The 22,002-nt window shown below is 66.3% G+C and carries 21 protein-coding genes and 1 pseudogene; 11 read left to right on the plus strand and 11 right to left on the minus strand.

Going from position 1 to position 22,002, the window contains the following annotated elements:
* The first annotated feature begins 27 nt into the window (after window positions 1-27).
* A complete protein-coding gene (gene pgi, locus Y900_RS08235; RefSeq protein ID WP_036341083.1) occupies window positions 28-1,677 on the plus strand; it encodes a glucose-6-phosphate isomerase in 1,650 nt (549 codons plus the stop codon).
* Here the strand turns inward: pgi and Y900_RS08240 are convergent.
* From Y900_RS08240 to Y900_RS08260, 5 genes are read right to left on the minus strand one after another with little or no spacing between them, the layout of a single operon-like run.
* Window positions 1,674-2,423: an SDR family oxidoreductase gene (locus Y900_RS08240; RefSeq protein WP_036341086.1), complete on the minus strand. Its 750-nt coding sequence runs from the start codon at window positions 2,421-2,423 to the stop codon at window positions 1,674-1,676. The genes pgi and Y900_RS08240 overlap by 4 nt on opposite strands.
* Window positions 2,424-2,436: 13 nt before the next feature.
* Window positions 2,437-3,300: an Fpg/Nei family DNA glycosylase gene (locus Y900_RS08245; protein WP_036341089.1), complete on the minus strand. Its 864-nt coding sequence runs from the start codon at window positions 3,298-3,300 to the stop codon at window positions 2,437-2,439.
* 9 nt (window positions 3,301-3,309) lie between these two features.
* On the minus strand, window positions 3,310-3,702 hold the full coding sequence (locus tag Y900_RS08250; protein WP_036341092.1) for a phage holin family protein: 393 nt from the start codon (window positions 3,700-3,702) through the stop codon (window positions 3,310-3,312).
* A 33-nt stretch (window positions 3,703-3,735) separates the two neighbouring features.
* On the minus strand, window positions 3,736-4,470 hold the full coding sequence (cobF, locus tag Y900_RS08255) for a precorrin-6A synthase (deacetylating) (protein ID WP_036341094.1): 735 nt from the start codon (window positions 4,468-4,470) through the stop codon (window positions 3,736-3,738).
* A gap of 9 nt (window positions 4,471-4,479) precedes the next feature.
* Window positions 4,480-5,643: an MFS transporter gene (locus Y900_RS08260; RefSeq protein ID WP_036341096.1), complete on the minus strand. Its 1,164-nt coding sequence runs from the start codon at window positions 5,641-5,643 to the stop codon at window positions 4,480-4,482.
* Between the two features lie 40 nt (window positions 5,644-5,683).
* Here Y900_RS08260 and Y900_RS08265 point away from each other — a divergent pair, with 40 nt between their 5' ends.
* Complete coding sequence (locus Y900_RS08265) at window positions 5,684-6,142, plus strand: DUF2231 domain-containing protein (protein ID WP_036341099.1); 459 nt, start codon at window positions 5,684-5,686, stop codon at window positions 6,140-6,142.
* A gap of 32 nt (window positions 6,143-6,174) precedes the next feature.
* On the opposite strand, the gene Y900_RS30215 is transcribed toward Y900_RS08265, so the two are convergent.
* The gene (locus Y900_RS30215) at window positions 6,175-7,128 is read right to left on the minus strand and encodes a helix-turn-helix transcriptional regulator (RefSeq protein WP_051659961.1); all 954 of its coding nucleotides are present in this window, start codon (window positions 7,126-7,128) and stop codon (window positions 6,175-6,177) included.
* A gap of 224 nt (window positions 7,129-7,352) precedes the next feature.
* On the opposite strand from Y900_RS30215, the gene Y900_RS08275 reads away from it, so the two are divergent.
* Window positions 7,353-8,225 (plus strand): LLM class flavin-dependent oxidoreductase, encoded by an 873-nt coding sequence (locus tag Y900_RS08275; protein ID WP_036341102.1) that lies wholly within the window; start codon window positions 7,353-7,355, stop codon window positions 8,223-8,225.
* Here the strand turns inward: Y900_RS08275 and Y900_RS08280 are convergent.
* Window positions 8,222-9,022 (minus strand): enoyl-CoA hydratase/isomerase family protein, encoded by an 801-nt coding sequence (locus Y900_RS08280; protein WP_036341105.1) that lies wholly within the window; start codon window positions 9,020-9,022, stop codon window positions 8,222-8,224. The two genes, Y900_RS08275 and Y900_RS08280, sit on opposite strands and share 4 nt — an antisense overlap.
* 44 nt (window positions 9,023-9,066) lie before the next feature.
* Between Y900_RS08280 and Y900_RS08285 the strand changes: the two genes are divergently transcribed.
* From Y900_RS08285 to Y900_RS08295, 3 genes and pseudogenes are all read left to right on the plus strand, one after another.
* Window positions 9,067-9,495 (plus strand): type II toxin-antitoxin system Rv0910 family toxin, encoded by a 429-nt coding sequence (locus Y900_RS08285; protein WP_036341108.1) that lies wholly within the window; start codon window positions 9,067-9,069, stop codon window positions 9,493-9,495.
* A 109-nt stretch (window positions 9,496-9,604) separates the two neighbouring features.
* Window positions 9,605-11,479: pseudogene (locus Y900_RS08290) on the plus strand (propionyl-CoA synthetase); the annotation flags it as partial.
* 131 nt (window positions 11,480-11,610) lie between these two features.
* Complete coding sequence (locus Y900_RS08295) at window positions 11,611-11,859, plus strand: hypothetical protein (RefSeq protein ID WP_237752529.1); 249 nt, start codon at window positions 11,611-11,613, stop codon at window positions 11,857-11,859.
* A gap of 7 nt (window positions 11,860-11,866) precedes the next feature.
* Here the strand turns inward: Y900_RS08295 and Y900_RS08300 are convergent, their stop codons facing one another.
* Window positions 11,867-13,198, minus strand: a complete 1,332-nt coding sequence (locus tag Y900_RS08300) for a HAMP domain-containing sensor histidine kinase (protein ID WP_051659962.1) — start codon at window positions 13,196-13,198, stop codon at window positions 11,867-11,869.
* 23 nt (window positions 13,199-13,221) lie between these two features.
* Window positions 13,222-13,926, minus strand: coding sequence for a response regulator transcription factor (locus Y900_RS08305; RefSeq protein WP_202807775.1), 705 nt, complete (start codon window positions 13,924-13,926; stop codon window positions 13,222-13,224).
* 90 nt (window positions 13,927-14,016) lie between these two features.
* Between Y900_RS08305 and Y900_RS08310 the strand changes: the two genes are divergently transcribed.
* Genes Y900_RS08310 through rnhA form a run of 4 tightly spaced genes read left to right on the plus strand, consistent with a single transcriptional unit; the run spans window position 14,017 to window position 17,657 of the window.
* Window positions 14,017-15,333, plus strand: coding sequence for a DUF1800 domain-containing protein (locus tag Y900_RS08310; protein ID WP_420329745.1), 1,317 nt, complete (start codon window positions 14,017-14,019; stop codon window positions 15,331-15,333).
* Window positions 15,334-15,344: 11 nt separating this feature from the next.
* Window positions 15,345-16,538: a DUF1501 domain-containing protein gene (locus Y900_RS08315; protein ID WP_036341120.1), complete on the plus strand. Its 1,194-nt coding sequence runs from the start codon at window positions 15,345-15,347 to the stop codon at window positions 16,536-16,538.
* A 22-nt stretch (window positions 16,539-16,560) separates the two neighbouring features.
* The gene (locus tag Y900_RS08320) at window positions 16,561-17,187 is read left to right on the plus strand and encodes a VOC family protein (RefSeq protein ID WP_036341123.1); all 627 of its coding nucleotides are present in this window, start codon (window positions 16,561-16,563) and stop codon (window positions 17,185-17,187) included.
* On the plus strand, window positions 17,184-17,657 hold the full coding sequence (gene rnhA / locus Y900_RS08325; RefSeq protein ID WP_036341127.1) for a ribonuclease HI: 474 nt from the start codon (window positions 17,184-17,186) through the stop codon (window positions 17,655-17,657). The genes Y900_RS08320 and rnhA overlap by 4 nt, the downstream gene beginning before the upstream one ends.
* On the opposite strand, the gene Y900_RS08330 is transcribed toward rnhA, so the two are convergent.
* On the minus strand, window positions 17,654-18,280 hold the full coding sequence (locus Y900_RS08330; RefSeq protein WP_420329802.1) for a maleylpyruvate isomerase family mycothiol-dependent enzyme: 627 nt from the start codon (window positions 18,278-18,280) through the stop codon (window positions 17,654-17,656). The two genes, rnhA and Y900_RS08330, sit on opposite strands and share 4 nt — an antisense overlap.
* Before the next feature lie 54 nt (window positions 18,281-18,334).
* On the opposite strand from Y900_RS08330, the gene Y900_RS08335 reads away from it, so the two are divergent.
* On the plus strand, window positions 18,335-19,696 hold the full coding sequence (locus Y900_RS08335) for an HNH endonuclease signature motif containing protein (protein ID WP_036341131.1): 1,362 nt from the start codon (window positions 18,335-18,337) through the stop codon (window positions 19,694-19,696).
* Here Y900_RS08335 and Y900_RS08340 read toward each other — a convergent pair.
* A complete protein-coding gene (locus Y900_RS08340) occupies window positions 19,693-21,981 on the minus strand; it encodes an ATP-dependent DNA ligase (RefSeq protein ID WP_420329746.1) in 2,289 nt (762 codons plus the stop codon). The genes Y900_RS08335 and Y900_RS08340 overlap by 4 nt on opposite strands.
* Window positions 21,982-22,002 lie beyond the last annotated feature (21 nt).

Here is a 22,002-nt window from a genome sequence, read left to right on the forward strand (position 1 = left end):
TCACCTCGTCACACTAGGGTCGAACGAATGACTGGAGACATTTCCGCTACGCCTGAATGGAACGCGCTGAGTCGCCACCACGACCAGATCGCCGGGAAACACCTCCGCGAGTTTTTCGACGAAGATCCCGCCCGTGGCCGCGAGCTCACGCTGACCGTCGGCGACCTGTACATCGACTACAGCAAGCACCGCGTCACCCGGGAGACGCTGTCTCTGCTTGTCGATCTCGCCCGCGCCGCCAACCTCGAACAGCACCGCGACGCCATGCTGTCCGGCCAGCACATCAACACCTCTGAGGACCGCGCGGTGTTGCACACCGCGCTGCGTCTGCCGCGTGACGCCACGCTGGAGGTCGACGGTCAGAACGTGGTCGCCGATGTGCACGAGGTGCTCGACGCGATGGGCGACTTCACCGACCGGCTGCGCAGCGGTGAGTGGACCGGCGCCACCGGCGAGCGGATCAAGACCGTCGTCAACATCGGCATCGGTGGCTCGGATCTGGGGCCGGTGATGGTGTACCAGGCGCTGCGGCACTATGCCGATGCCGGCATCTCGGCGCGGTTCGTCTCCAACGTCGACCCGGCCGACCTGGTCGCGAAGCTCGACGGACTCGACCCTGCCACAACGCTTTTCATCATCGCCTCCAAGACGTTCTCGACGCTGGAGACACTGACCAACGCGACCGCCGCCCGGCGCTGGCTCACCGACGCACTCGGTGACGCCGCGGTGTCGAAGCACTTCGTGGCGGTGTCGACGAACAAGAAGCTGGTGGACAGCTTCGGCATCAACACCGCCAACATGTTCGGCTTCTGGGACTGGGTGGGCGGCCGCTACTCGGTGGATTCGGCGATCGGCCTGTCAGTGATGGCGGTGATCGGCCGCGAGGCATTCGCCGACTTCCTGTCCGGATTCCACATCGTTGACCGTCACTTCGCCACTGCCCCTTTGGAATCCAACGCACCGGCATTACTCGGGCTGATCGGCCTGTGGTACTCCGACTTCTTCGGCGCCGAGACCCGCGCGGTGCTGCCCTACTCCAATGACCTGTCCCGCTTCGCGGCGTACCTGCAGCAGCTGACGATGGAGTCCAACGGTAAATCCGTGAAATCGGACGGGACCCCTGTAACGACCCCGACCGGCGAGATCTTCTGGGGCGAGCCGGGAACCAACGGCCAGCACGCGTTCTACCAACTGCTACATCAAGGCACCCGGCTGGTACCAGCCGACTTCATCGGGTTCTCCCAGCCCACCGACGACCTGCCGACCGCCGACGGGTCGGGCAGCATGCACGACCTGCTGATGAGCAACTTCTTCGCCCAGACCCAGGTGCTGGCGTTCGGCAAGACCGCCGAGGAGATCGCGGCGGAGGGCACTCCTGCCAATGTCGTTCCGCACAAGGTGATGCCGGGCAACCGGCCGAGCACGTCGATCCTGGCAGACCGGTTGACTCCGTCGGTGGTCGGCCAGCTGATCGCGCTCTACGAACATCAGGTGTTCACCGAAGGCGTGATCTGGGGTATCGACTCGTTCGACCAGTGGGGCGTCGAGCTGGGCAAGACGCAGGCGAAGGCACTGCTCGGGGTGATCACCAGTGATGGCTCGCCGCCCAAGCAGACCGACAGCTCGACCGACGAGCTGGTGCGCCGCTACCGGACCGAAAGGGGCCGGGTCCGCTAGGCGAACAGCTTGGTGAACCGGGTCGGCACGACCTTCATCAGCGCCACCAGCGGAATCCACGGCCACCCGGGCACGATCGCCCGTCCGGCTTCCCGCTCGATGGCGGCGACGATCTGGCGCACGCCGGTGTCGGTGTCGACCATCAGCATGGTGGTCTTCGATTTCGCGGTCATCTCCGACTCGATGTAACCGGGTTCGATGACGGTGACTGTGATTGGGCCAGAGGCATATTCGGCCCGCAAAGACTCACCCAGTGAGCTCAGCCCAGCCTTGCTCGCCGCATAGGCGGCCTTGACGCCGGGAACCCCGCGGTTGCCCATCACACTCGACATCAGCACCAGATGCCCTGAGCCCGTCGCCGTGAACATCGCCAGCGCCGCTTCGATCTGCACCAGCGCCGAGACCAGGTTGGTCTCGATGGTGGCCTTGTTGGCCCACACCTTGCCGGAGCCGAGCCGGGCACCCTTGCCGATCCCGGCATTGACGACGACCCGGTCGATGCCGCCGAGTTGATCGGAGAGGTCGGCGAACACGTCGGGCACCCGGTCGTGGTCGTCGACGTCGAGGGCCGCGACGGCAACCGTGATGTTCGGGTGTCGCCCGACCAGTTCGGCCTTCAGCTCGTCGAGGCGGTCCAGGCGGCGCGCGCACAACGCCAGATCGCGACCCTTGGCCGCGAACGCGCGGGCCATCCCGGCCCCGAGTCCGGAACTCGCCCCGGTGATGAGGATCTTCTGGCGTCTCACCGGGGCAGCTTATCTATTTGAGCAGCTTCGACATCCGCCGGTCGGCCAGCACCTTGCCCCCGGTCTGACACGTCGGGCAGTACTGAAACGACTTGTCGACGAAGGACACCTCGCGCACGGTGTCACCGCACACCGGGCAGGGCAACCCGGTGCGGGCATGCACCCGCAGTCCAGATCGCTTCTCCCCCTTCAGGGTTGCCGCCTGCTGCCCCACCGAGCGCTGCACGGCGTCGGTCAGCACGGTGATCATCGCGCTGTGCAGGGCGCCGAGTTGTGCGGCGGTGAGCTTGTTGGCCGTCGCGAACGGCGACAGTTTCGCGACATGCAGTATCTCGTCGCTGTAGGCGTTGCCGATTCCGGCGATCACCTTTTGGTCGGTGATCACCGTCTTGATCCGCCCACCGTGCGGCTTGAGAATGTCCGCCAGCTGTTCTGGGCCGATCTCCAGCGCGTCGGGGCCAAGCGTTGCGATGCCGGGCACCGTGGCCGGGTCGTCGACGATCCACACCGCGAGCCGCTTCTGGGTGCCGGCCTCGGTCAGGTCGAAACCGGGCGCTTCCCCGGGTGTTCCGAGGTGCACCCGCAGGCCGATCGGGCCCTTACCCGGCTTGAGCGGGGCGGCCGCGAGCTTGTCGCTCCACTTCAGCCAGCCTGCCCTCGACAGATGGGTGATCAACCACAGCCCACCGGCCTGCATCCCGAGGTACTTGCCCCAGCGGGCCGCGCCCGTCACGGGTTGTCCGTGCAGCGCCGTCGGCGGCGGGTCGAACGTCTTGAGCACCGACAGCGCGGAGACATCGATGCGGCCGACCGTCCGGCCGACCGCGTGCCGACGCAGGTGGTCGGCCAGGGCCTCGACTTCGGGCAGCTCAGGCATACGTTCAGGTTAGCGGCGGTCTGCGTCACGCAACGGCAGCGAGAACAGCCAGCCCACGATCGACAGCGCGATCGCCGCCCAGATGGCGGTCCACCAGAACTGGTCGATCTGCAGTCCCCAGTGCGTGGTGTGGTCGGTGATCCAGGCGGTGATCCACAACATCAGCGCATTGATCACGACGTGAAACAGCCCGAGCGTGACGATGTACAGGGGTATCGACACGATCTGCACGACGGGTTTGATGATCGCGTTCACCACGCCGAAGACGATCGCGACGACCAGAACGATGCCGATCCGCTGCAGCGCGGTGTCCCCGCCGACGAAGCGGATGCCGGGCACGATCAGCGTCACAACCCACAGCGCAAGCCCGGTCACCGCGGCGCGGAGGAGAAACGATCCCATGCGGGGATTCTCCCAGAAGCCGGTCAATCGGGACTAGGCCCGCAAGAGATAGATGTCCATGATCCAGCCGTGTTGCGCGCGAGCCTCGGCGCGCAACGTGGCGATGCGCTCGCCGACATCGCCGACGGTGCCCGACATCAACAGTTCATCTGTGGTGCCGAGGTAAGCGCCCCACCAGATGCTGGTCTGCGGCGGGCAGCCGAGGAAGGCGCAGTCGCCGTCGAGCATCACCACCGCCGAGCCGGTCAGACCGGTCTTACGCAATCGCCGCCCGGTGGTGATCAACACGGCTTCGCCCACGTCGTTGAGCGGGATCCGATGCCGCGCGGTCAGCGCCTGGATCGCGGTGATGCCGGGGATGACGTCGTAGTCGAATTCGATGTGCCGGCCGACCTGGTCGAGGATCCGCAGTGTGCTGTCGTACAGCGACGGGTCTCCCCACGCCAGGAAGGCGCCGACGCCGTCGGGCCCGAGCTCGGTGTCGATGGCCCGGGCCCACAGCTCGGCGCGGGCGGCATGCCAGTCGGCGACGGCCTGGGTGTAGTCACCGTCGGCCGCGCGTTTCGGGTCGGGCAGTTCGACGAAACGGTAGCCCGGCTCGTCGATGAACCTCGCGCAGATCTCGCGCCGCAGGGCTACCAGGTCGCTCTTGGCCTCACCCTTGTCCATCGCGAAGAACACGTCGGTGTCGTTGAGCGCACGGATCGCCTGAGACGTCACGTAGTCGGGGTCGCCGGCTCCGACACCGATGACGTGGATGGTGCGCACCGAGGCAGCCTAACGAAGGCGCCGCACTGCCAGCGGCACCAGCAGCACAGTCGCAAAGCAGGCGCCGACCGCGCCCGAGATCAGCAGGGGCAGCCGGCCGTCGCCGCCCCACAGAAACCCGGCCCACAGCCCCGCGGCCAGCACCGCGAATCCGGTGGCACCCTGAAACACTCCCTGCGCACTGGCCTGCCGGTCCCCGGCGACGAGCGAGGAGATCCAGGCCTTGCCGACGCCGTCGGTGCATGCGGTGAACATCCCGTACGACGCGATCAGCAGCCACGCCGCAGTGGAATTGGTGGTCAACCCGAGCCCGATGTAGCCGACGGCGAAGAAGACCAGCCCGAAACCGAACACCGCCGACCGCGGCAGCCGGTCGGCCAGCACGCCCGCCGGGAAGCTGCCCAGCGCGTACACCAGGTTGTAGCCGACATAGGCAAGGATTACCTGCACCACACCGAAGCCGATCTCGTTGAGCCGCAACAGCAGTAACGCGTCGGGGAAGTTGACCACCCCGAAGCCGACCAGCAGCGCGGTCACCCGCCAGTACCTGCGCGGCAGTTCCCGCAACCCCGCGAAGATCGGCGGCCGTGCGACTCGGGGCTCGGTGCGCCGGGGTTCGCGGACCAGCACGACCAACAGCACGGACAGCACCGCGGGCACGATCGCGATGTACAGCAGCGGCGCGATGTGGTGATCGAGTAGCTCGTAGCCCGCCAGCCCGAGCAGCGGCCCGACCACCGCACCCAGGGTGTCCATCGTGCGGTGGAAGCCGAATACCCTGCCGCGCAATGGTTTATCGATTCCTTCGACCAGGAGTGCATCGCGCGGCGCGCCTCGGATCCCTTTACCGAGCCGGTCGACGACACGGCCGGCAAGCACGCCGGGCCAGGCCCCGGCGACGGCGATGATCACCTTGCCGAGCGCGGCCATCCCGTATCCCGTTGCGATCAAAGGCCGTTTGGCGAACCGGTCACCGAGCGGGCCCACCGCGAGCTTGGTCATCGAGGCGGCACCCTCCGCGGCCCCCTCGATGGCACCCACGACCGAAGGCGGCGCACCCAGCACCGCAGTCAGATAGATCGGAAGCAGCGGATAGAGCAGTTCACTCGCGGCGTCCTGCAGAAACGACACCGCCGAGAGCACCCGCACATTGCGGGTCAGCCACGCAGTCATTACGGCCGATTATGTACCACCCGCGCAGTAGTATTCGCCCGTGTCGACGTTCAACGGCCTGCCTGCTCACGTCCTACTCGTCCATTTCATCGTGGTTCTCGCGCCGCTGACCGCGGTCTTGGCCATCCTGTGCGCGGTGTGGCCCGCGGCCCGGCAGCGCCTGGTGTGGCTGGTGCTCACGCTGTCGCTGATCGTCACGGTGTTGACCCCGTTGACCACCGACGCCGGCGAGTGGCTCGAGCACAAAGTCGGCCGGTCGCCCATTGTGCACACACACGCCGAGCTGGGCGACACGATGATCTTCTTCTCGCTGGCGCTGTTGGTCGCGGCGGTGCTGCTGGCGGTCGCGCATGTCAGCGCCGCCCGTGGCCGGTCGCTGTCGACGGTCTTCACAGCCGGCATCGCGGTGTTCGTGGTGGTGGTCGGTGTCGCGACGATCGTGCAGGTCTACCGGATCGGCGACTCAGGGGCGCAGGCCACCTGGAGCCAAAGAGCCTGACTCACAGCGATTTCAGCGGCGCCCGACACTGGTCAGCCGTGCAGAGTGATGCTGGGCGCCTCTCCGAACTCGGCACGGTAGACCTGGCTGAACCGCCCGGTGTGGGCGAAGCCCCAGCGGGTTGCGATGGCCGAGACGGTGTCGTGGGATGGGTCCGCGGCCAGAAGATCCCGGTGCGCGTGGTCTAGGCGGACCCGGCGCAGATATGCCATCGGGGTGGTGTCGAGGTGCCGCCGGAACATGTATTGCACGGCTCTGGGGGTGACGTTGATGGCGGAGGCGATATCGGCCATCGAGATGTCCCGTGCGCAGTTGACCTGGATGAAGTCAATCGCCTGGCGCACCAGCGGAGCGCCGACCTGCGGGTACTCGACGTGTGTTGCGTCGGCGAAGGTGTTCGGGAAGACATGCAACAGCGTCGACGCAAGCAGCGAGACGGCACCGCCGACCACAAGCGAGGCGTCCTCCGGGCACCGGACACTCGTCAGAGTCGACGTCACGTAGTCGACGGTCGTTTCCCATTGCGCGGCTGCCGCATCCGATCGAGGCCGGTTGGAGGTGAAGCGAACCCCGGGTGCCCCATGGATCGCGGGGTCGCCGATGATCCGCTGCAGCGCCGCCGGCGGCAGCGCCGTCAGGGACACCTCGGCGTCCTCGGTCTTCGCCGAGCACGATCGACCTGGACGCACCGCGAGCGCCACGTCACCGGCGGCGCATCGCTCACCCCGGGCCGCAGAGCCGATCTGCACGGCGCCCCCCTTCACCTCGGTGACGAGATAGCAGGGCCACTGGTCGGTTTCGAAGTTCAGCATTCCCGGAAACTCTGCCTCGGTGACGCTGACGTGGTCGATCTCCAACCGCGCTATCCGGATCGGACGATCGGGATCGAGCCCGTCGACGCGGCCGTGGGCGCCCCACGCGCTCGCGATGAACGCGGCGGCCGTATCGGGATCGCCGGTGGTACAGGTGCTGTGCTGCGGGAGCACCGTGATACGAGCTGTGATCGTTCTTCCTGACTTCACATGAACGCTTGAGCCACCAAGACGGTAACCGCAGTTCGCGGGGTTCACTCTGTGGATGACCATGAAGGAGCGTGGGCTCAGCTCGTGGAATCGAGAGTACTCCGAGCACGCTCGAAATCGACGGCGTTGAGCTCCCGTCCATCAGGATCTCCGACCACGACAGGTAGAACCCGTTCTACTATCGCCGCATGCGATTCACCTACGCCGAAGCGATGATCGATCCGTCCTTCTACATCCCGCTCGCGAAGGCCGTCGAGGCCGCCGGCTACGACGGGATGACGATTCCGGACAGCGTGGCCTATCCGTACGAGTCGGACTCCACCTATCCGTACACCCCGGACGGCAACCGGGAGTTTCTGGACGGCAAGCCGTTCATCGAGACGTTCCTGCTCACCGCGGCGCTGGGCGCCGTGACCGAACGGCTCAAGTTCAATTTCTTCGTGCTCAAACTGCCGATCCGCCCGCCGGCCCTGGTGGCCAAGCAGGCCGGCTCGCTGGCCGCGCTGATCGGGAACCGCGTCGGACTCGGGGTCGGGACGAGTCCGTGGCCGGAGGACTACGAACTGATGGGGGTGCCGTTCGCCAAGCGGGGCAAGCGGATGGACGAATGCATCGAGATCATCCGCGGCCTCACCAGCGGTGACTACTTCGAATTCCACGGCGAGTTCTACGACATTCCCAAGACCAAGATGACCCCGGCGCCGTCCGAACCGCTGCCCATCCTGATCGGCGGGCATGCCGACGCCGCGCTGCGGCGGGCCGCCCGCAATGACGGCTGGATGCACGGTGGCGGCACCGACGATCTCGACGACCTGCTGGTCAAGCTCAACCGGTACCGGGAAGAAGAAGGCACGACTGACCGGCCTTTCGAAATCCACGTGATCTCACTCGACGCGTTCACGGTCGACGGTGTGAAACGCTTGGAGGACAAGGGAATCACCGACGTGATGGTCGGGTTCCGGCTTCCCTACATCAAGGGACCCGACACCGAGCCGCTGGACGACAAGATCCGCAATCTCGAGATGTTCGCCGAGCGGGTGATCGCGAAGGTCAACGGCTAGAGCGCATCCCAGTTCGGGGCTCGCTTCTCGCGGTGCGCCATTGCGGCCTCGCGCGGGTTGTTGGTGAACCCGGTCAGGATTTGCGTCCGGTTCTCGATCTCCTTGGCGTGCCGCAGACTTGGCGCGTCCAGGGCCGCATTCAACCCGGTCTTGGTCTGCCAGACGCCGAACGCGTTGTTGGCAGCGATGCTGCGGGCCATCGCCAGGGCTGCGTCGGTCAGTGCGTCGTCGGCGACCACCGCGTGCGCCAGCCCGATCCGGTAGGCCTCGTCCGCGTCGATGATCCGCCCGGTGAGCATCATCTCCCGAGCCGCACCCGCGCCGACGATCTTCGGCAACAGGTAACTGGTGCCCATGTCCAGCGACGAAAATCCAGCCTTGATGAACACCGAACCGAAGCGCGCGGTCTGCGACGCGATCCGGATGTCGCAGTGCAGCGCATAGGCCAGTCCCCCACCGACGGCCACCCCGTTGACCGCCGCGACCACGGGGATGGGCAGTTCGTAGAGCCGGGTCAGTTGGTCGGCCAGCCGCACTTGGGCGTCGTAGGTCGTCTTGAATTCGGCAGCGGCCGGCTCGGTCCACGGCTTGCCGGTGCCGCTGAGGTCGGCGCCCGCGCAGAATCCCCGGCCCGCCCCGGTGAGGATGGCAACCCGGTACTTCCACGAACTCAGCCGGTCCAGGGCGTCGTCCACCCCGTCCATCAGTGCACCGTCGATCGCGTTGAGCAGAGTCGGCCGGTTCAGCGTGACCTGAGCAATTCCGTCTTCGAGCTCGTCGAATTCCACCGCAGACATGTGCTGCACGTTAGCGGTGCCGCAGGAGCGGGTACAGAGCGCCCATGGCAACTGTTGACGTATCCGTGCCCTCTGACGTGGCACCGCAGCAGGCCTGGAAGCTGGCCTCTGATCTGAACCGCTTCGGCGAGTGGATGACTATCTTCGCGGGTTGGCGCGGGTCGGTCCCGGAACAGATCGGTAAGGGTACCGAGGTCTCGTCACTGATCAAGGTCAAGGGGTTTCGCAACACCATTCACTGGCGGGTCACGAAATACGACGAGCCGCGCACGATCGAGCTGCGTGGCACCGGCTGGCCCGCCGTCCGGATCTGCATCACGATGAACGTGGCCGAGATCGATCAGCGCACCTGCTTCCACCTGATCGCCGACATCTCCGGCGGCGTCCTCAACGGGGCGGTCGGGCGTCTGGTGGCGCGCGTGCTGGAGTCTGACGTGCGCAAATCGGTATCGAATCTGGCCGCGCTGGCCTGACTGCGTACCGCTCGGCGCAGATGCGGGTGCGTTCGGCGACGGAGACGTGGTAGATGACGTCTGCGTCACATGATCGCGCTACCGTGCTTACACCCAACGACGGGAGGAAGCCGGGATGGGCGGGTATCGCCAACTGTTCGACGCCAGCGTGGCTGACGCGGGAGAGTTCTGGGCGCAGGCCGCGGATGCGGTCACGTGGACTCGTGCGCCGCAGCGCATTCTCGATGACAGCAACCCGCCGTTCTACCGGTGGTTCCCCGACGCCGAGCTGAACACGTGCGCGAACGCGCTCGACCGGCACATCGCCGAGCGCGGCGACCAGGCCGCACTGATCTACGATTCGCCGGTCACCGGCAGTCAGCGGGTCTACACCTACCGCGAATTGCTCGACGAGACAGCACGATTCGCGGGTGCACTGCGCAACCTCGGGGTCGGTAAGGGTGACCGCGTGGTGCTGTACATGCCGATGATCCCCGAAGCGGTGGTCGCGATGCTGGCGTGCGCCCGCCTGGGTGCGGTGCACTCGGTGGTATTCGGTGGGTTCGCCGCGCACGAGTTGGCCACCCGGATCGACGACGCAGAGCCAATCGTGGTCGTCTCGGCGTCGTGCGGCGTCGAGCCGACCCGGGTGGTGCAGTACAAGCCGATGCTCGACCATGCGTTGGAGCTTGCGTCCCACAAGCCTGATGCATGCGTGATCGTGCAGCGGGACAAGCGCGCCTGCGATCTGGTCGACGGCCGTGACATCGACTGGTCTGCCGCGATGGCGGACGCTGTCCCCGCCGATCCCGTGCCGGTGGCCGCGACCGATCCGTTGTATGTGCTCTACACCTCCGGCACGACGGGCAAGCCCAAGGGGATCGTCCGCGACAACGGCGGTCACGCCGTCGCACTGCTCTGGAGCATGCGGCACATCTACGACATCGACCCCGGCGACGTGTTCTGGGCGGCCTCCGACGTCGGGTGGGTGGTCGGCCACTCCTACATCGTGTACGGCCCGCTGCTGGCCGGCTCCACCACGGTGCTCTATGAGGGAAAGCCCATCGGCACACCGGATCCCGGCGCGTTCTGGCGGGTGGTGTCCGAGCACGGGGTGAAAGCCTTGTTCACCGCACCGACCGCGATCCGCGCGATCCGCAAGGAGGATCCGCAGGCCTTGCACGCCGATCGCTACGACCTGTCGTCTCTGAAGTATCTGTTCCAGGCCGGTGAACGGCTGGACCCGGACACCTACGCCTGGGCATCGGCGAAACTCGGTGTGCCCGTTGTCGATCACTGGTGGCAGACCGAAACGGGTTGGGCGATCGCCGCCAATCCCATGGGGGTGGAGCATCTTCCGCTCAAGGCGGGCTCACCGACCGTACCGATGCCGGGCTACGACGTGCAGATCCTGCGGGTGGACGGCAGCCGCTGCGAGCCGAATGAGGAGGGTGCGATCTGCATCAGCCTGCCGCTGCCGCCGGGAACGCTGCCGACGCTGTGGGGTGACGACGCGCGCTACGAGGCGTCGTATCTGTGCGAGCACCCGGGCTACTACCTGACCGGCGACGGCGGGTACCTCGACGAGGACGGCTACCTGTTCGTGATGGGCCGCATCGACGATGTGATAAATGTTGCGGGACACCGGTTGTCGACCGGATCGATTGAAGCGGTGCTGGCCGGACATCCCGCGGTGGCCGAATGCGCGGTGATCGGCGTGGCCGACGAGATCAAGGGTCAGGTGCCGCGCGGCTTCGTGGTGCTGAAGTCGGGGGCGTCGGCCGAGGGTCTGGCCGAGGAGTTGGTGGCCGCGGTCCGGGAGGAGATCGGTGCCGTGGCCTGCTTCCGGTTGGTCGATGTGGTTCCGGCGCTGCCGAAAACACGATCCGGCAAGATCCTGCGCAAGACGATGCGCGGCATCGCGCACGGCAAAGACGAGCCGGTGCCGTCGACCATCGAAGACCCGGCCGTGCTGGACACCCTGCGCCCGATCCTGCAGGGGTAGGGCGGTGGCCAGGTTGAAGATTGCCTGAAGATCGCGCGCGATACCCCGTCCGCCGCCGCCTGAGCCGCTAGCGTCGAACCCCGGTACTCCCCTTGGAATACCGAATTCTCGGGGAAGAAAGGATTGCGATCATGTACATCTCCCGACTCCGAATGATCGTCGGTGCGACCGCCGCGGCGATAGGGTTCAGCCTGCTGGGGGCCGGTACCGCATTCGCGGTGCAGACCCACATGCTCAACGCACGCGACGATCTACAGTCCGCACAGAACCAGTTGCAGCAGGCCATCCCCGACAAGGACGGCCACCGCGTCGATGCCATCAACCTGGTCCAGCAAGCTATCGACCAGGTCAACCTCGGCATCCAGGCCGGCGCACAGTAGAGGATCGTCAGCCGGCGCCGGATGTCGCGGCCGAATACGCGGGCAACGTCAGCTCGAACGCCGCACCGGCCACGCCAGGGTCAGGGCGTCTGCAGGTGAGGTCGCCGCCATGCGCGCGGGCGATGCCGCGCGCGATCGTCAGGCCCAGTCCGCTGCCACCGCTCGGGTTGCGGCCGCCGTCCAACCGGACCAGACGCTCGAAGATCCGCTCCCGATCCACGGCAGGAACGCCGGGACCTTCGTCGTACACAACGACAGTGATGATGTCGCCCAGGCCGGATATCAACGTGTGCACGGCCTTTCCCGGTGGCGTGACAGCGCACGCATTGTTGAACAGGTTCGCCATCACTTGACCAATTCGCGCCGGGTCGGCCCAGGCGACCGCGCTGGGACCGTCCACCAGGACTGGCACGCGAAGCGAAATCGCCGCTCGCTCGGCTTGCTGGAGGCAGATCTGCCGCACATCCGTGGGCTCGCACGCCAGCCGCAAACCGGTGTCGATGCGGGCTACGTCGAGCAGATCCTCGACGAGACGCCCGGCGTGGCGCGCCTCGCGGCCCAGGGCGAGCAGCAGCCGGTGCCGATGCGGGTCGGGGTTGTCGTCGGGCTGCGCCAGCACGGCTTCGGTCGCCGCCGCGATTCCCGCAATCGGCGTACGCAGCTCGTGTGCCGCGTCGCCGATGAACTGGCGTAACGCCAACTCGGAGTCCGTGGCCCGTTTTTCGGCCCCTTCCAGAGCGTCGAGCATTTCGTCGAAAGCCTCTGCGGCGCGCCCTAATTCACTGCCGCGGTCCAGTTGGAGTCGCTCGCCGCGACGTCCGGCGGTGATGCTGCGCGCGAGCCCGACCAGCCGGTCCAGTGGCGCCAAGGCTATGCGCGCCGTCAGCGGCACGATGATCAAGACGACCACCACAGCGACCATGGCGACAATGAGCAGGATCTGGATGACACGGGATCGCACCTGTGCCATCAACGGGGCATCCACCTGCAGGGTCAGCCGGGCGCCGTTGACCGCCGAGTGCGGTGCGGTGAGGGTGATTGTCCGAGTACGGGCGGTGCTGTCGCGCAACGGACGGTCGTCGAGTGCGCCGAACACGCGCCCGTCGCCGAGCTCCAGTCGGGTACGCACCGATGCGGACTGCAACCGCGACACCAATTGCTGGGGCGGGGTGTCATGAGCTGCCAGCTGCTTGGCGAACTGGGCATGCTCGGTGAGGATCGCACCCACCGAGCGATCCACCACGACCGACATCGCCGAATAGACGATCCCGACCACCGCGGCCAGAACCACGACAAACACCAGAAGCGTCGCCAGCGTGACCCGCCGGCTGAGCGACACCGATGACCGAAACCCCGTCGCTTTCACGGTGGGCCGTCCCGCAAGACGTATCCGATCCCGCGGACGGTATACAGCAGTCGAGGACCGTGAGCGTCAAGCTTGCGCCGCACGGCGCTGATGTTCACCTCGACCAGATTCGGATCGTAGGCATCGAATCCCCATATTGCGGTGAGGATCTGGGTCTTGCTCAGCACTGTTCCGCGATTTTCGGCGAAGTAATGCAGCAGCCGAAACTCGGTCGCGGTGAGCGCGATGTCGGTGTCACCGCGGCGCGCCACGACGGCCTGCGGATCGATGACCAGGTCGGCCACTGTGATCACAGTGGGGAGCTTCCCCAAGCGGCGTAGCAGTGCGTTCACTCTGGCGACCAACTCTGCAAGTACGAAGGGCTTCACCACGTAGTCGTCGGCTCCGGAGGTCAACCCGCGCAATCTGTCGTCGACTCCGTCACGAGCGGTCATGATGACCAAGCCGGCCTTGGAACGCGAGCGCACGACATTCAGCAGGAAGAATCCATCGCGACCGGGCAGCATCACGTCGAGTATCACCACGTCCGGCCGAAAGCTTGCGAGGTCGCGTTCGAGACTGCTGCCGTCGGGTCGGCCCAGAACCCGATGCCCAGCAGCGATCAGCGCCGATTCCACGGCAACACGAATCGTCTCGGCGTCTTCCACGAGCAGGATTCGCGCGGTGCCGACCGCCATCGCGCGAGCGGTTCCGCCGCTCATGACATGTGTCTACCAAGGATTCATGGGAGGAAGCTGTGCACTCGGTCGCGACTCGCGAACTTCAGCCCACCTTCAGGTTGGGCGGCCAACGTGGCTTCTATGTCGGATGAGTGGAGTACCGCGGCACGCCTGCTGCGCCGGGTCGGGTTCGGCACGACGGGGCCGCAGGTGGACGCCCTTGTCCGAGGTGACTGGAGCACCTATGTCCGGGACGCGTTGGATGCCGATCCGGAAGCGGACGCCGGGGCGCGAAATACACCCGCACCGACCTTCGCCACCCTCGAACCGGTCGGCAAAAGTGCGACGATGGCCCAGCGCAAGCAATTTCGGCAGGCGCTCGGCGAGCAGAAGGAGCAACTGTCGCAGTGGTGGATACGACGCATGCTGGCGGTGCAGAATCCCATCCACGAAAAGTTGACCCTGCTGTGGCACAACCATTTCGCAACCTCGGCGATCAAAGTACGCAACGCGCAATGGATGCTCGCGCAGAATCAGACACTCCGCGCACTCAAGCTCGGCGACTTCCGGACCCTGGCCTACGCAATGCTGACCGACCCGGCGATGATGGATTGGCTGGACGCACAAAGCAATACAGCCAAATCCGCGAACGAGAACCTCGCTCGCGAATTCATGGAGTTGTTCACTCTCGGGCACGGCAACGGCTACACCGAGGAAGATGTGCGTCAAGGTGCGCGCGCTCTCACCGGCTGGACGCTGCACGCGGGCGCGGCCCCCACATTCGTTCCGAAACGTCACGACTCGGGTCTCAAGACGATCCTCGGCCGCACCGCAGCCTTTGACGCTGTCGGCTTCTGCGACGCGGTCCTGGCTCAACCCGCGTCACCAGGCTACGTGTCGGGAAGGCTGTGGGGGCAGCTCGCCGGCGAAACTGCGCCGTCACCCCCGGCTCTTGCCCGGTTCGTCGATGCCTACGGGCCCCGCCGAGATCTACGGGCGCTGACCCACTCGATCCTGACCGACGAGGAATTCGTCGGCGCCGCACCCGCCATGGTCAACACTCCGGTGGAATGGCTGATCGGCGTCGCCCGATCGCTGCACGTCCCCGTCGGTGACGATCGCGAGGTCCGGACACTGCAGCAGGCGCTCCAAAGCTTGGGCCAACAACCGTTTTATCCGCCGGATGTCGGCGGCTGGCCGCACGGCGCAGTATGGCTGTCGACAGCGAGCGCCGGGATACGGTTTGCCGTGGCGATTGCGATGGCCAGCCGCGGCGACGTGTCCACCGTGGAGCACAGCGCTGTGGGTGACCGCATCGACGCCGCCGGTTATCTCATCGGCATCGGCCGGTGGAGCGATCGGACAGTCACTGCGCTCAAACCGCTCACCGCCCATCCCCCGACTCTGATCGCCGCCGCGGTCAACACGCCCGAATATCTGACATCGTAAGGAATGATGTGATGCCGGAGCTCAATCGACGCAAGTTTCTGCTCGCCAGTGCCGGCGCCGGTGTAGGTGTGCTTGCCGGCGCCACCGCCCTGAGCTGGCCTGAATTGATGCGTGCCGCCGACCAGCGCCCGCTCGCCATCGGCTCCGGGATCGCCGTCATCGTCACACTGTACGGCGGAAACGACGGCATCAACACCGTCATCCCGCACGGCGACAACGCATATCACGATGCGCGGCCTGAATTGGCCTACGCTCCACACGAAGTGCTCGACATCGACGGCAAGCTTGGGCTGAATCCCGCGCTCACTGGACTGTCGGCGCAGTGGCGGGACGGCCATCTGGCGATCGTGCGCGGCGTCGGCTATCCGAATCCCGACCACAGCCACTTCCGATCCATGGACATCTGGCAGACCGCCTCGCCCGCGGAACCGGTCAATACCGGGTGGGTGGGCCGTTGGCTCGATGCAACCGGTGACGACCCGCTGCGTGCGGTCAACATCGGAGCAGTGCTCCCGCCGATGGCGGTCGGGGCCAAGACCACCGCGGCCGCCTTGAGCACCACCCGAACACGCTCCACGACTGCACAATTCGGTCCGCTGGTGCACGCACTTGGCACACCGGATGCGAAGGATACCCCCGCGATGGCGGCGGTGTGTGCCTCATACCGGGCGGCGCAGACGGCGGACACCGCTTTCCACGGTGTGACCGCGCCGGCCCAGAAACAGACTAATTCGCTGGCAGGGCAGCTCGAGGTGATATCGGAGGCGATCACCTCGGGTGCACCCACCCGGTTGTACATGGCATCGTTGGGCGGCTTCGACACTCATGCCAACGAGCGGGGCACCCAGCAGCGTCTGTTGCAGACATTCGACGCTGCAGTGACACCGTTTCTGCAGAAGATGGCCGGTGATGAGCGCGGCAAGGGCGTGGTGTGCGTGGCGTATTCAGAATTCGGGCGACGAGTACACGCCAATGCCTCGCAAGGCACCGATCACGGCACCGCGGGCCCGGTCTTCGTGGCAGGCGTACCGGTGCGCGGAGGCTTCTACGGCGACGAACCCAGCTTGACCGATCTCGACAACGGCGACCTCAAATCCACGACCGACTTCCGTGATGTCTACTACGACGTCCTGGCGCACACGCTGGGGGCAGACCCCGCTCCATCGGTGGGGCCCGGCCGCAGAGGCATCGGGATGCTGGCCTGATACCTCGACGTAGGGTGAGCCGATGACCGTCGCGATCGAGGAGCTCCAGGTCGCCGATTCCAGTGATTCCTGGCGCAGCGCAGGTTTCACCGTGGACGACGACGCCGTCTGCCGGATCGGCAGCCTCCGGGTGCGCCTACTCGGGCAGGGATCCGGCATCGTCGGTTGGTCATTGCGGGGTGTGCCGGCGGACGGTCACATCGACGGCATCCCGACGTCGGCGACCGAAATCCCTGCCCCCGAGCCGGCCGCGCATCCCAACGGCGTGACCGAGATCGACCACGTCGTGCTGTTGTCTCCCAACCTTTCCCGAACCGTCTCGTCCTTGTCTGACATCGGGCTCCAGCCACGCCGAGAGCGCGACGCCGAGCTCGGCGGTCAGCCGATGCGGCAGATCTTCTTCCGGCTGGGACCGGTGATCCTCGAGGTCGTCGGCTCCCCCAGTGCGACCGCGGGCGGTCCGTCATCGTTGTGGGGCATCACGTACGTCGTCACGGACATCGACGCGACGGCGGCGTTCTTCGGAGATCACGCGCTGCGGGTGAAAGATGCCGTGCAGCCGGGGCGCCGGATCACCACACTGAAGCATCGCGATCTGGGCATGTCGGTGCGCACGGCGATGATCTCGCCGCCTATTCTCGGCGCATGAGCTCGGAAGTCAGCGAGACGGTTGTCATCCACACCGACGGCGGCTGCCGGCCCAACCCGGGCCCCGGCGGCTGGGGTGCGGTGCTGCGCATGCGCGAACACGTCCGCGAGATGTGCGGCGGCGAGCCCGGCGCGACGAGCAACAACCGCATGGAGCTGACCGCGCCGATCATGGCGCTGGAGGCCTTGACCCGGCCGGTGACGGTCCACCTGTACACCGACAGCACGTATGTCCGGAACGGCATCACCAAGTGGGTGCTCGGCTGGGAGCGCAACGGCTGGATGACGTCGGCGAAGCAGCCGGTGAAGAACGTTGACCTGTGGCAGCGGCTGCAGCTCGCCTGTTCGCAGCACCGAGTCGAATGGTTCTGGGTGAAGGGCCATTCGGGCGTCGCCGACAACGAGCTGGCGGACCAGTTGGCGACGCGGGGCTTGGAAGAGGCGGTCGCTGCGGCGGCGTTGGCGATCTAGGGCTCGAGTCGTCGGGCCAGGGCGACGACACCGGGTCCGTCCAGTTCCGTCAGGGCGCTGCGGCGACGGGCCATGGTCATGAGTAGGGCTTCACCGGGGCCGCGGACTTCGGGGCCGCGTCCGCTGGACCAGTCAAGGTCGGTCGCAACCAGCCGAACTCCGCGGGTGTACCAGCCACCACGGATCAGCGGCGCGATCTTGGTGAAGTCAAGCGCAGCGCGGAGGCGTTCGGTCGGGATGACACGAGGCAGGCCAAGTGGAAGGCGAATGTCTTGCTGATGGATCATGCACTCCACCAGCGCGATTCGCCCTCCAAAGCCGGATCCGACGCCTCGTGGTGCGGCATGCTCTCGCATGACATCGGCAATTTGCGCCCTTGAGCCGGCCGCGTAACTGCACACATCGGCGTTGTTGAGCAGGTCCAACTGGAGTCGATGTTCAGTCAACGCCTTGGCGAACTCGACCCGGCCGCGATCGAGGTAGGCGATCACGTGCGCGGCAACCTCCCGGACCCGCCAGCTCCCGCACAGGCTGGGGGTGTCCCACTGCTCGCTGGTAAGGCCGCGGAGCAGATTGGCGAACTCATCGCGCTCCTGGGTGGCCAGGCTCGTCACGTCCATCAGTGCCACCTTCGCATCGGCCAAAACTTGTCGGTGCGCCGGAGTAGTCTTTCGAACATGAGTTCGATCGCTCTGGTATTAGAGGCTCTCGACAATGCTGTCGAAGCCTTGGCCGCGGTCGATCTCGAGATGCTCGAAGCGCCGGAACGGTTTGTGGTGCTGGAGCGGTTGGAGACCGCGGGTCGGCGTCAGGTAGCGCTGTCGCATGCGCTCGTCGCCCGGCTGGAGCGGTTCGAGGGCTGCCCGCCGGTACCGATCACGCTGGCCGATGTGCTGCGGATCAGTCCTCGGGAAGCCAAGCGCCGCATCCGCGACGCCGAGCAGTTGGCGCCGCGGCGAGCGTTGACCGGTGAGCCGTTGCCACCCATGCTGCCCGAGACGTCGAAGGCCTGGCATGCCGGCGAGTTGGCTGGCGAGCATGTGCAGGTGATTCAGAAGTTCTTCCGCGATCTGCCTGAGCATGTGCCGGCGATCGAGCGGGAGAAGGCCGAACGCACACTGGCGCAGAAGGCTACGGCGTTGCGGCCCGATCAGTTGGACAAGGTCGCGCACCGGTTGGCTCTGCACCTCAATCCCGACGGGACGTTCTCGGATGAGGACCGTGCCCGCAAGCGCGGGTTTGTCTGGTGCGGCGGTCAAGGCGTGGACGGCATGAGCGTCGGCCGGCTGATCGCCGACCCGGAGCTGCGATCCGAACTCGACGCGTGGCTTGCGAAATTCGCCGCGCCCGGAACGTGCAATCCCGCAGAGGAACGTCCTACGACGACTCCGACCGAGGAGGTGGCTGAACGGGATGCCCGCAGTTATGCCCAGCGCCAACACGACGCGCTCAAAGCCCTGGTACGCGGGCAGCTCGGAGACCCGAAATTCGGGCAGCACAACGGTTTACCGGTAACGGTGATTGCGACGGCCACCGTGCACGAGCTTCAGGCCAAGACCGGGCACGCGGTAACCGCAGGAGGAACGCTGCTGCCGATCCCCGACCTGATCCGGATGGCCAGCCATGCCTATCACTACCTCGCCCTGTTCGACGGCGTCGATGGCCGCGCGCTGTGGCTCGGCCGCACCAAACGGATCGCCACCGGCGACCAGCGAATCATCCTGCACGCCAAGTGCCGTGGCTGCACCAGGCCCGGCTGCGACGCCCCCGGCTATCACAGCGGGGTGCACCACGCCGCCAAGGACTGGGCCAAAGGCGGCCTCACCGACATCGACGACCTCACCCTGGCCTGCCCGCCCGACAACCAACTCGTCGAGACCGGCGGCTGGACCACTCGGCAACTGGCAGGCGGAGACACCGAGTGGATACCGCCGCCGGGGTTACCTATGCTGCGCGGCGGCGTCAACGACTACCACCATCCCGAGCGGCTGCTGGGCGATGATCGACCGCCCGACGGAGCGGATGACGACGCGGCCTAACTCGGCGACTCGAGTTCCACGTCGCCCGGTTCCTTGTCGGGTCGCAGGCCACGCCAGCTCGGGTGACGCAACCGACCGTCGGACGTCCACTCGCCGAAGCGCACCTCACCGACCAGTTCGGGCCGAACATAGGTCACGCCCTTGGCGTCCATTCTGGAAAGTGCTGCAGTGAAGGGTGATTCGTCGGTGTGCAGCGGCGCCAGGATCTTCTTGAGCCGAGTCAGCTCCTTGTCGGAGAACCCGGTGCCCACCCGGCCGATGAATCGCAACCCACCCTCGGCGGGGATGCCCAGCAGCAGCGCACCGATGCCGCTGGAGCGTCCGCCGTTGCCCTCGCGCCATCCGCCGATGACGGCCTCCTGCGTGTTCCAGTTCTTGTCCTTGATCCACGCCGCCGACCGCCGGCCCGGTTGATACGTCGAATCCCACTTCTTGGCGACCACACCCTCCCACTTCTTCGAGCGGGAGAACTCCAGTGCCTCCGGACCGTCACCGTCGAGCAAAGGTGGCACGATGAGATCGGTTCCCTCGGCGAAGGTTTCGAGTATCTTCCGGCGGTCGCGGTACTTGGCCTTCAGCAGTGAGCGCCCGTCGAGCCGCAGAATGTCGAACGCCCAGAATTCGATCCGAGTGGCGCGCACCCGGTTCTGCATCTCGCCGAAGTTCGGCACCCCGTCGGCATCGAGTGCCACCACCTCCCCGTCGAGGATGACGTCGTGGTCGGCGAGATCCTTCGCCAGCGAGCGTAATTGGGGATAGTCAGCGGTCAGGTCTCGTCCGCTGCGTGACTGCGCCCGCAGCTGTCCGTCAGAAATCTCGACCAGCAACCGATACCCGTCGAACTTGCCCTCGAAGGCGTACTCCGCCGCGGTCAGCTTCTCCACCGACCCCAGCGTGGCCAGCATCGGCGAGTAGTCCTGCAACCGGGGTGTCGGCTGTTCCTTCATCCGGTGCGCCAGCCACTGGTCGCCCTTGGTCTGAATCAGGGCGTAGCGTCCGGAGATTCGTTGGCCGTGGAGGTCGACGATCACCTCACCGCCCTTCTCCGCGCCGGAGTCCCGGAACTTCTCGGCGTCATAGGTGCCGGAATCCCAGATGATCACCTTGCCGCCGCCGTACTCCCCTTTCGGAATGTCACCCTCGAACGTCCCGTACTCCAGCGGGTGATCCTCGGTATGCACCGCGAGACGGTTGACGGCCGGGGTGTCCGGCAGATTCTTCGGCACCGCCCACGACACCAGCACGCCGTCGTGCTCCAGCCGGAAGTCGTAGTGCAGCCGCCGCGCATGGTGTTCCTGGATGACGAACGTGTTGTTCTGCCCGACCGCAGGCGTCGCCTTGGGCACCGGCTCCGGCGTCTTGGTCGCATCGCGCATGCTGCGGTATGTGGTCAGCCGATCATGCTTGGGCACGTCGTCGTCCAGCCCGGCCAGCAGATCGCCCTGCTCGGCGACCCGCGCCAGCACCTCGTGGTACTCCAGGTGCCGCAGCGCAGGATCGCCGATCTCATCCCACGTCCGCGGGGCGGCAACCGTCGGCGTATCCCGGCCGCGAAGCGAATACGGCGCGATCGTGGTCTTGGAGCCGTTGTTCTGACTCCAGTCCAGAAAGATCTTTCCGGCCCGAAGGCTCTTGGTCATCGTCGCGGTGACGAGCTTGGGCATACTCTTCTCGAGCTGTTCAGCCACCCGGCGGGCCACCACCACCGCCCCGCTGCTACTGACCGGATCGGCCAGCGGCGCATACAGATGCAGCCCCTTGCTGCCGCTGGTGAGTGGGTAGACCGTCAGCCCGATGTCGTCCATCAGCTCGCGCACGGCGTTAGCCACCTCGCACAGCTGCGGCATGGTCACGCCTTCGCCCGGGTCGAGGTCGAACACCAAACGTGTTGCCGGGCCGATCTTTCCGTTCGCGGTGAACCGCCACTGCGGCACATGGACTTCCAGCGACGCCTGCTGCGCAATCCACGCCAATCCCGTCGGGGTCTCGATGATCGGGTAGGTGGTGCTACCCGACCGGTGGTCCACCGTCGCGCGCTCCAGCCACCCCGGCGCCGAACTGGCCAGCTGCTTTTCGAAGAATGCGGGTTCGCCGACGCCGTTGGGCCAGCGTTTCCGGGTGACGGGCCGCCCTGCGATATGCGGCAGCATCACGTCGGCGATGGTCGTGTAGTAAGAGAACACGTCGGCCTTGGTGGTGCCGGTCGACGGGTAGAGCACCTTGTCCGCGTTGGTGAGCACCACGCGCGGTCCTCGCGTCGCCCCCGGCGGCCACACGTCGTTCACCATCTCACGGTATTACCCGCT

Origin of the sequence: Mycolicibacterium aromaticivorans JS19b1 = JCM 16368, assembly GCF_000559085.1 — a bacterium.
Classification (GTDB): Bacteria; Actinomycetota; Actinomycetes; order Mycobacteriales; family Mycobacteriaceae; genus Mycobacterium; species Mycobacterium aromaticivorans.